We start from the raw sequence: 8,487 nt of genomic DNA, 5'->3' as shown, positions 1-8,487 counted from the left end.
AAGCTGACTATTTGGCAAGTGCAATATATTGTTTTTTTGCAATAACTATTTTGATATGCACATTGCAATACTCTTGATACCACATCAATCAAAAGAGTATTGTTTAGCCATTATTCCCGCTTTAATTAGATATTATCTACGGCAACCTTATCACAAAAAAATAAGGAAATGCTTGTCTGCACTCCCTTATAACCATATGCTTTTCTCTATATACTTTGAGCCGAAGACGGGACTCGAACCCGTGACCTACGCATTACGAATGCGTTGCTCTACCAACTGAGCCACTTCGGCAAACTGTTATGGTTTGTCTTTGACGTCGCAAAGATAATAAATTAATTAGAATTCATAATAATAATTGGTGATTATTCCTGGGTGAATAGATTTGATTGTAGGGGTATATGTTGGTGAAAATAGGTACATTTGCGTCACAATTTGTAACATGTATGAAATCTAAGCGTAATCACTATATCTGTCTGACCTTTTCATCCAATGGGATAAGTGGTTTGTTGCAGTTCAAAAAAACACTATTTTGGTTGAACAGCACTCCACAGAGTCTTATTGTTTAGCACGGTAGATTAAAGTCGCAAAACAATGCAAAACTCAACTTTTTCGCCTTTTCGCACTTTTACTCGTAATGAATGGAGCCGGCTTGATAGCCATCCCGACTTTCCTTTTTCACAGATTGACTTGAGTAAATTAAGAGCTCTCAATGAACCACTAACTGAGTCTGAAATTAGTGATATATATCTGCCACTTTGCAGGTTGCTTCAAATTCATATCACTCACTTTAAGAGACTACACAATGAATATGATGAGTTTTTCCATAAGCCGTCTCATAATGTCCCTTACGTAATTGGGATTGCTGGAAGTGTCGCTGTGGGGAAGAGTACTACGGCACGAGTGCTTCAGAAACTACTCTCAATGGATCAGTCGTGCCCTAAGGTGGACCTCCTGACCACCGATGGTTTTCTCTTGCCCAATGCTGAGCTGGCGAAAAGAGGAATCTTGGATCGCAAAGGTTTCCCTGAAAGCTATGATGCAAAGCGATTGATCAACTTCCTTTTTTCAGTAAAAAGTGGTAAAAGATACTTGGAAGTGCCAGTGTACTCACATCTATTCTACGATATTATCCCAGATGAAGTACAGGTCATTGACCAACCAGATATATTGATCGTGGAGGGAATTAATGTATTGCAGGTAGATCCGGATAGAATGGAAGCCACGCAGCAAGTATTTGTTTCGGACTTTTTTGACTTTTCTATCTATGTGGATGCAGATGTGGAAAATATTAGAAGGTGGTATGTGGATCGATTTATCAAGCTTCAGCAAACAGCCTTCAATAATCCTGATTCATTTTTCACAAGATTTGCTGACTTGCCATTAGAGGAGGCAAAAGCAATAGCTAACCAGATCTGGGAAGAGATTAACCTTAAAAACCTATATGAAAATATCCTACCGACTAAGTTCAGATCAAGCTTAATCCTTGAAAAAGGAACGGACCATGCTATGCGATCGGTTCGTCTTCGAAAAGTATAAGCCTACTCTCTGGACCTATACATAGTAGCATATCTAGGGCTGATAAATTTGGTTGGAATCCGAACTTGTATTCAAATACCTGCCAGTATCTTCTTGAAAAAAGATGATGTTTGGGGGTGTAAAACTCGGTCAAAATAATTGGTGAATCATCTTGGGCATGTACCAAAGGAGGGGTGTCAATACCAATTAACTTACAAAGTAAAGCCAACCAATCGTGATTGTAATCCACTAAGCGATGAGCTGGGTTGAAGACGTGCTTCCCGATTGATTCACAATAATGCTCCCAATATGGTGTGGAGCAATAGTTGCTTCTAAGCATTTGCCACAATTTATTCCTCCATTGACCATGCTCGGAAATACAAACTTCGTATGTAGATGGTGATGGGTATCCAATCTTCTCTACTGGTATAGTGAAGGTTACCTTTCCGTTGGGGCCCATAAGGTTAGTCCTATTTCGAAAGGTTTGTTTCTCATACTGTTCACCCACATATATTCCACTGACCTTATTGTGAGCGAGAAGATATAAATAGGGTATGTTGGGCAAAAAGGCAGTTGGCAAAGTCATCATAGTCTAAATGATTTTATCATCTTGCCCTTAATCATCTTTGTCTTGATCCATTTCTCTTCACCTCCTATACGGACTTTGCACTTCTCCTTTGTGTGAGTGATGTATTCGGCTGGTGCTAGCTCCCCATTTGTGAGCTCAATGAGAATAATATCTCCCTCAACCTTTGGTTTTGACTGGATAGAGACGATTATCAAACTCTTTTGTGTCGTGCTATCACCTTCAATGTAATAGGTGCCAATGAAGAAAAACTTTATCAGGATAAGTAGGAACGCAAGGAAAATCAACCATAACCAAACTATGCCTGATGACCTATAGCTCTTATTTTTTTCTCTCCCCATCAATGTAGAGTGGTAAAAAATCTATTCCACCTCACACCACCTTTATCCTTATCCCAAGAGAGCCATACAAACATCGGTTTCCCGACTATGTGATCCTCAGGAACAAAACCCCAGCTACGAGAGTCTAGTGAATTGTGCCTATTATCGCCCATCATCCAGTAATAATCCATCTCGAAAGTATAAGTGTCCGACGCAATGCCATCAATATAGATAATGCTATCTTTTACGACTAAATCATGACCTTCATAATTTGTGATGCATCGCTTATACAGCTCTAGATTGTTGGGAGTGAGGTATATGGTAGCACCCTTCTTCGGAATCCAAAGGGGTCCATAATTATCTCTGGTCCAACCGGTTTCCATGTCTATTGGGAAAGTGTAAAATTGATCCGCTGATGGAGAAGGTTCTACAATAATCTTAGTAACTATAGAGTGTCGCTCTAGCTTTTCTTTCATTTCCTTAGTCAAAGGGAAATGATACAATGCCCCATAAGTGCCTAGAGTATCATTATCGAACACAAAGGTTTGATTTGCTAATAATACGATATCATCTTCATTAATACCCAAGTCTTGAAGCTCTTTTGCTGAGAAGTGATTACCATTAGTCTCAACGAAATAATTATACTGGAGTTTTTCAGGCTCTTTCATCAATTGCCCATTGATGTATAGCGAATTATTTATGATCTGAAGCGAGTCGCCAGGCATTCCTACAGCTCTTTTGACATAGTGGTCGCGCATGTCCACAGGCCTATACACCACCTCTCCAAACGTTTGTTTATCGCTCCATATTCGGTCTCTCCCATACTGCTTTTTAAGGGTATAGTAGTCGGGGTTCGTGACATTTAGAGCTACAGTATCTCCTACCGGGAAATTGAACACAACGATATCATTCATCTTTACCTTTCCAAAGCCTTTGACTCTATGATATTTCCATTGTGGTTTATCCAAATATGCTTTACCACCCCCAGGAAATTGATTGTGAAATAGAGGAAATGCCAAGGGAGTCATCGGAACCCTAGGACCATAACTTAACTTACTTACAAAAAGATGATCACCGATTAAAGCTGTTTTCTCAAGGGAGCCTGAAGGTATCTTAAACTGCTGAAACACAAAGAGGTTTAGAAAGTGCACAATGATTAATACAACGATTAAATCCTCAACAAGTCCCATAATTCCCCTCACTACAGAACTTGAAGACTTCTCCCACCACCGCCACGGAATAAAGCGAGTAACGTAAATATCAAAGATGAAAGGATAAACAATTAGGAAAAACCAAGCACTATTCACCCAGATTGAAAACAAAAGGATAATGACGCCCCAAATCGCAGCTTTAATCCATTGTTTCTTGGAAACTCCCTTCCAATCTATTCTTTTCTTCTCTTCCATAATAACTTAGTCTAGTCGAATTAAATCCTCCATTCCATAAATACCCTTTTTATCAACCACAAATTCGGCAGCTAATACGGCGCCAAGTGCTAGACCTTTTCTCCCCTTTGCTTCGTGAGAAAGGGTTAAAACATCCTCTTCGCTCTCATACTTAACTACATGGGTTCCAGGGACACTATCTCTACGTATCGAGGTGATCAAAAGTTGGTCATCCCTATGAGTAGGGACTTTATTAGGTTCTAGATACGCTAAAGTCTCCGACTTTGTATCTAGATACTCAAGCATCTCATTGGCAATGGTGAGTGCAGTACCACTCGGATAATCTAGCTTATGGATATGATGTGTCTCTTCAACAGTTGGTAGGTAGTTGGGATAATGGTTCATCAACCTTGCCATATAGGTATTAATCAATCGGAAAAGATAAACCCCTACACTAAAGTTGGATGCGTAAAAAAGTGTGCCGTTATTCTGCTTCACGCAATCAACTGCTTTGCCCCACTGCTCTAGCCATCCAGTGGTTCCCGACACGATAGGAAGCCCTTGTTGCATACACTTAGTTATATTATTAAATGCAGCTTCAGGACGACTAAATTCAATCACAATATCGCAACTTGGGAGAGTATCCCAATCGGAGTCAACTGTAGCTACAATCTTATGACCACGAGATAGAGCAACTTGTTCCACCTCGTGCCCCATTCTTCCATATCCTAATAAACAAATTCTCATATATCGGCACTAATCTAGTTTACATATAGGCAAAGATACAACTTTTACTATACTTCTATTCACTTCACAATCTATAAATCAGTCGGGAACGCCCTTTAATGCTTAGGCTTGCTATAAAAACGCATTTGAATAGAAGATGCATAACCTACCAAGGCGCATCATTCCTATTATATAGATCCAAAAGCAAAATATTTTCGTAAACACTTGCCTGAGAAAACTATTATTGCTATCTTTGCAAACACGAAAAACGAGAGGATGCGAAGATTTCGTGTAATGCACGCAAAGCATCTATTTGATTGGTCCTGTAGCTCAGTTGGTTAGAGCACCTGACTCATAATCAGGGCGTCCTTGGTTCAAGTCCAAGCTGGACCACTTTTAAAGGTATTCATTTGGTAGCGACAAAAAATAATGGTACCTTTGCAATCGTTACGGGTAAGTCCTGCACGGCCAGCTCCTGGTGAACTCCCCCAGGGCTTGATCGCAGCAAGGGTAGCTGGTTGTAGCGGCGCGATGTAGATAGCTTACCCACCCGCCTCTTTAGCTCAGTTGGTAGAGCTCCTGATTTGTAATCAGACGGTCGCTGGTTCGAGTCCGGCAAGAGGCTCAAAGGGTGTTAAAGTGTGGATTTCAGCACTTTAGCACCCTTTTTCTATTGTGAAATGAAGCCTATTTTGGAGGAGAGATATATGTGGTCTTTGTAGAGAGTATTGGAAAAGATGCAGTGACTGCCCAAAACAAAAAGCTCTTTAATTTACCGATGAAAGAGGTAGATTGAAGAGCTTTAATATTGTCTCCTCCTGAAGGAGGACCGAAAACAAACTGTGATCTGCTTGGGGCTCGAACCCAAGACCCCAACATTAAAAGTGTTGTGCTCTACCTACTGAGCTAGCAGATCCCGCTTTCAAAGCTTTGCAAAGGTACATAAATATTTCAAGTATACAAAGAAATTACATTGGTTTCTCCTAATCCAACCTATTTCATAACCATTTTGCCATTAAAATGATATGCTTATAAGACTATTCTATAAATAACAGACGCTACCCAGATGAAAACGGAGACCCTATCTCAATGAAGTGACAACAATCAATAGAGGGGATAGGAATGACGTTCTTGGCGAACCTCTCTCTTTTGGCTGAAAAAATGGGTATATTTACAAAATGAAATTAAGGAGGGTAATGAATAGGGATAGAAGGATCATTTTTTGAAAGTGGCTTATGAGCGAGCAATTGGCACCATTGGCTGAGAGAATGCGCCCTACACAGCTGTCGGAGTATGTTGGGCAGGAGCATCTTGTGGCGAAAGGTGCTCCCCTGTACGAGATGCTGGAGAGTGGCCTGTTGAGGAGTTTTATCCTTTGGGGTCCTCCTGGAGTAGGGAAAACGACCTTAGCTCATATTATCAGTGAGCAGATGGGGCTTCCCTTCTTCACGCTTAGTGCTGTCTCGGCAGGGGTGAAGGAGGTTCGTGAGGTGATCCAGAAAGCGGACGAACGGCGGAGTGGCCTCTTTGGTGGTGGTAAGACACCGATCCTATTTATTGATGAGATACATCGGTTTAGTAAGTCGCAGCAAGATTCTCTGCTTCACGCTGTGGAGCGGGGAAGCATCACTCTTATTGGTGCCACAACGGAAAACCCCTCCTTTGAGGTGATTAGGCCGTTGCTCTCTCGCTGTCGGGTCTTTGTGCTGAAGTCGCTTGACGCCCATGCGTTGCAACAGCTTTTGGAGCGGGTGACGAAGGAGGATGTAGTGCTGAAGGAGTACCAGTTTGATATTCAGGAGACAGATGCCCTCTTTGGCGCTTCGGGTGGGGACGCACGGAAGCTCCTGAATATCCTGGAGCTACTAACCACTATGCCCGATGCATCCCAAAATAAGCGGGTATTGATCAATAACCAGTTAGTCGCCCATTATCTACAGCAAAATCCAGCCGTCTATGATAAGGGTGGGGAGATGCACTACGATATTATCTCCGCATTCATTAAGAGTGTCAGAGGGAGTGATCCAGATGCAGCACTCTACTGGTTGGCTAGAATGATAGGAGGTGGGGAGGAACCCCGCTTTATTGCCCGACGGTTGGTGATATTGGCGGCTGAGGATATAGGCTTGGCCAACCCCAATGCCCTCCTGATTGCCCAGAGTGCTTTTGATGCTGTGGACAAGATTGGGTGGCCCGAGGGGCGTATCCCTTTGGCCGAAGCGACCATTTACCTCGCTTGTAGCCCAAAGAGCAATAGTGCTTACCTAGCTATAGACCAAGCACTGGCCTATGTGCGGAATCATACTGCCCACCCGGTACCTATGCACCTACGTAATGCACCTACAGAGCTGATGCAGGAGCTAGGGTATGGCAAGGATTATATCTACCCTCACGATTACCCTGGTCATTTCGTGGCCCAGCAATACCTACCTGATGCTCTGCTAGGAAGTAGTTTTTGGCAACCTGCCGATAACCCACACGAAGCGAGACTTGCGGAGGTGAGAAATAAGAATAATAATCATTAGAATAAATATCATGCAGATACACAAAGGCTTTGAATTAAAGGGGCTCAACACCTTTGCAATGGCTTGCAAAGCGAGTTTTTACATTGAGCTCGAATCAAAAGAAGATATCCAGAAGCTATATCGCGACGAGTATTTCCGTACCTTGCCCATGATGATTAAGGGTGGGGGAAGCAATTTGCTCTTTATTGGCGACTTTAGGGGAGCGGTGCTGCACTACTCGGGGCAAAAGGTGGAGCTCTTGGAGGAAAATGAAGAGACCCTCCTTCTGAGGGTAGAGGCGGGTAAAAACTGGCACCAGTTGGTCCTTGAAACCACCGGAAAAGGGCTATGGGGCTTGGAAAATCTAGCCCTGATCCCTGGCGAAGTAGGGGCTTCGGCAGTCCAAAATATTGGAGCTTATGGGGCAGAAGCCTCTCAGGTGATAGAGGCGGTTCATAGCATCAATTTAGAGACAGGGGAAGAGCGTATATGGACTAATGAAGCGTGCCAATATGGTTATCGATACTCTGTTTTCAAGGAAAAGGCACAGCAGTTTGAGGTGATTTATGCGGTAGATTATCGGCTTTCAAGGTTGCCAAAGCCCGATCTTCATTATGCAGGTCTGCAGGCTCTTCGTGAGCTACCTTCTATCACTCCGAAAAGGGTTGTGGAGGAGGTGATTCGTATCCGAGAAAGCAAGTTGCCTGATCCTGAGGTGCTCCCCAATGGAGGTAGTTTCTTCATGAACCCAATTATTGATAAACCTCACTTCATTCACTTGATGCTTAAGTACCCAGAGATGCCACACTACGCTTTGCCCGAGGAGAAGTTCAAAATACCAGCCGCATGGTTGATTGAGCAGGTGGGGCTCAAGGGGGTAAGGGATGGAAAGGTGGGTACTTATCCAAAACAACCCCTTGTGATTGTGAATTATGACAATGCCTATAGCTACGAGGTGGTAGACTTTGCCCAGCGAATCATTGACGCAGTGCGTCAGCAATTTGATATTGAGCTACACCCCGAGGTACGAATGGTGCGGAGCGGTGCACAGGAGAGCATTGGAAATATAGGAAGATAAAATGATGGGAAAGCTCACCTTTTTAGGAACCGGCACGAGTACAGGGATACCAGAAATCGGCTGCGATTGCCCCACCTGTACCTCACAAGACCCACGGGATCAGCGATATAGAGCCTCGGCACTGATTCAGTATGGGGGCGAGGATATCCTGATCGATTGCGGTCCAGATGTCCGTAGCCAGTTACTCAGCGTACAGTGCCACAATCTTGATCGTATCCTCCTCACCCACGAGCATTACGATCATACCGGTGGCATCGACGATATGCGTCCGCTCTTTAGGGACAAGCCTGAAGTGCCTGTCTATGCGGAGACCAATGTTATTCAGGCTGTCATGCGCCGACTTCCCTACGCTTTTGTAGACCACCGCTACCCC

At 43.3% G+C, this 8,487-nt stretch carries 8 protein-coding genes and 4 tRNA genes; 6 read left to right on the top strand and 6 right to left on the bottom strand.

Features of this window, described 5'->3' with window-relative positions:
- Window positions 1-218: 218 nt before the first annotated feature.
- Window positions 219-291, bottom strand: a tRNA-Thr gene (locus QVO39_RS07655).
- Window positions 292-591: 300 nt separating this feature from the next.
- Between QVO39_RS07655 and coaA the strand changes: the two genes are divergently transcribed.
- On the top strand, window positions 592-1,536 hold the full coding sequence (gene coaA, locus QVO39_RS07650) for a type I pantothenate kinase (RefSeq protein ID WP_021903672.1): 945 nt from the start codon (window positions 592-594) through the stop codon (window positions 1,534-1,536).
- Here the strand turns inward: coaA and QVO39_RS07645 are convergent.
- The 4 genes from QVO39_RS07645 to dapB are packed head-to-tail and all read right to left on the bottom strand — an operon-like array spanning window position 1,505 to window position 4,553.
- A complete protein-coding gene (locus tag QVO39_RS07645; protein ID WP_244401855.1) occupies window positions 1,505-2,101 on the bottom strand; it encodes a WbqC family protein in 597 nt (198 codons plus the stop codon). The genes coaA and QVO39_RS07645 overlap by 32 nt on opposite strands.
- The gene (locus QVO39_RS07640) at window positions 2,101-2,442 is read right to left on the bottom strand and encodes a hypothetical protein (RefSeq protein ID WP_021903670.1); all 342 of its coding nucleotides are present in this window, start codon (window positions 2,440-2,442) and stop codon (window positions 2,101-2,103) included. The genes QVO39_RS07645 and QVO39_RS07640 overlap by 1 nt, the downstream gene beginning before the upstream one ends.
- Window positions 2,442-3,827, bottom strand: coding sequence for a S26 family signal peptidase (locus QVO39_RS07635; protein WP_021903669.1), 1,386 nt, complete (start codon window positions 3,825-3,827; stop codon window positions 2,442-2,444). Before QVO39_RS07635 ends, QVO39_RS07640 begins: the two co-directional genes overlap by 1 nt.
- A gap of 6 nt (window positions 3,828-3,833) precedes the next feature.
- Entirely contained in the window at window positions 3,834-4,553 is a 720-nt protein-coding gene (dapB, locus tag QVO39_RS07630) for a 4-hydroxy-tetrahydrodipicolinate reductase (protein ID WP_288171923.1), read from the bottom strand.
- 298 nt (window positions 4,554-4,851) lie between these two features.
- Between dapB and QVO39_RS07625 the strand changes: the two genes are divergently transcribed.
- Together QVO39_RS07625 and QVO39_RS07620 are read left to right on the top strand one after the other, a co-directional pair.
- Window positions 4,852-4,925: transfer RNA gene (locus QVO39_RS07625), tRNA-Ile, on the top strand.
- A gap of 159 nt (window positions 4,926-5,084) precedes the next feature.
- Window positions 5,085-5,157, top strand: a tRNA-Thr gene (locus QVO39_RS07620).
- A gap of 218 nt (window positions 5,158-5,375) precedes the next feature.
- Here QVO39_RS07620 and QVO39_RS07615 read toward each other — a convergent pair.
- Window positions 5,376-5,448 (bottom strand) — tRNA-Lys (locus tag QVO39_RS07615).
- Between the two features lie 319 nt (window positions 5,449-5,767).
- Here QVO39_RS07615 and QVO39_RS07610 point away from each other — a divergent pair.
- From QVO39_RS07610 to QVO39_RS07600, 3 genes are all read left to right on the top strand, one after another.
- Window positions 5,768-7,057: a replication-associated recombination protein A gene (locus QVO39_RS07610; protein ID WP_021903667.1), complete on the top strand. Its 1,290-nt coding sequence runs from the start codon at window positions 5,768-5,770 to the stop codon at window positions 7,055-7,057.
- A 10-nt stretch (window positions 7,058-7,067) separates the two neighbouring features.
- Window positions 7,068-8,114, top strand: coding sequence for a UDP-N-acetylmuramate dehydrogenase (murB, locus tag QVO39_RS07605; RefSeq protein WP_021903666.1), 1,047 nt, complete (start codon window positions 7,068-7,070; stop codon window positions 8,112-8,114).
- A 1-nt stretch (window position 8,115) separates the two neighbouring features.
- Window positions 8,116-8,487 (top strand): MBL fold metallo-hydrolase (locus QVO39_RS07600; RefSeq protein WP_288171922.1); only part of this gene is annotated, 372 nt, incomplete at its 3' end.

The organism is Porphyromonas sp. CAG:1061 (assembly GCF_000435035.1).
Classification (GTDB): domain Bacteria; phylum Bacteroidota; class Bacteroidia; order Bacteroidales; family Porphyromonadaceae; genus Porphyromonas_A; species Porphyromonas_A somerae.
Note: the sequence above shows the minus strand (reverse complement) of the source record. Positions and strands in the feature narration are given on the sequence as shown.

Excerpts from the sequence above, each read along its gene's own strand:
- dapB (WP_288171923.1), bottom strand. The coding sequence starts at position 4,553 with ATGAGAATTTGTTTATTAGGATATGGAAGAATGGGGCACGAGGTGGAA.
- QVO39_RS07610 (WP_021903667.1), top strand. The coding sequence starts at position 5,768 with ATGAGCGAGCAATTGGCACCATTGGCTGAGAGAATGCGCCCTACACAG.
- QVO39_RS07635 (WP_021903669.1), bottom strand. The coding sequence starts at position 3,827 with ATGGAAGAGAAGAAAAGAATAGATTGGAAGGGAGTTTCCAAGAAACAA.
- QVO39_RS07645 (WP_244401855.1), bottom strand. The coding sequence starts at position 2,101 with ATGACTTTGCCAACTGCCTTTTTGCCCAACATACCCTATTTATATCTT.
- QVO39_RS07640 (WP_021903670.1), bottom strand. The coding sequence starts at position 2,442 with ATGGGGAGAGAAAAAAATAAGAGCTATAGGTCATCAGGCATAGTTTGG.
- coaA (WP_021903672.1), top strand. The coding sequence starts at position 592 with ATGCAAAACTCAACTTTTTCGCCTTTTCGCACTTTTACTCGTAATGAA.
- murB (WP_021903666.1), top strand. The coding sequence starts at position 7,068 with ATGCAGATACACAAAGGCTTTGAATTAAAGGGGCTCAACACCTTTGCA.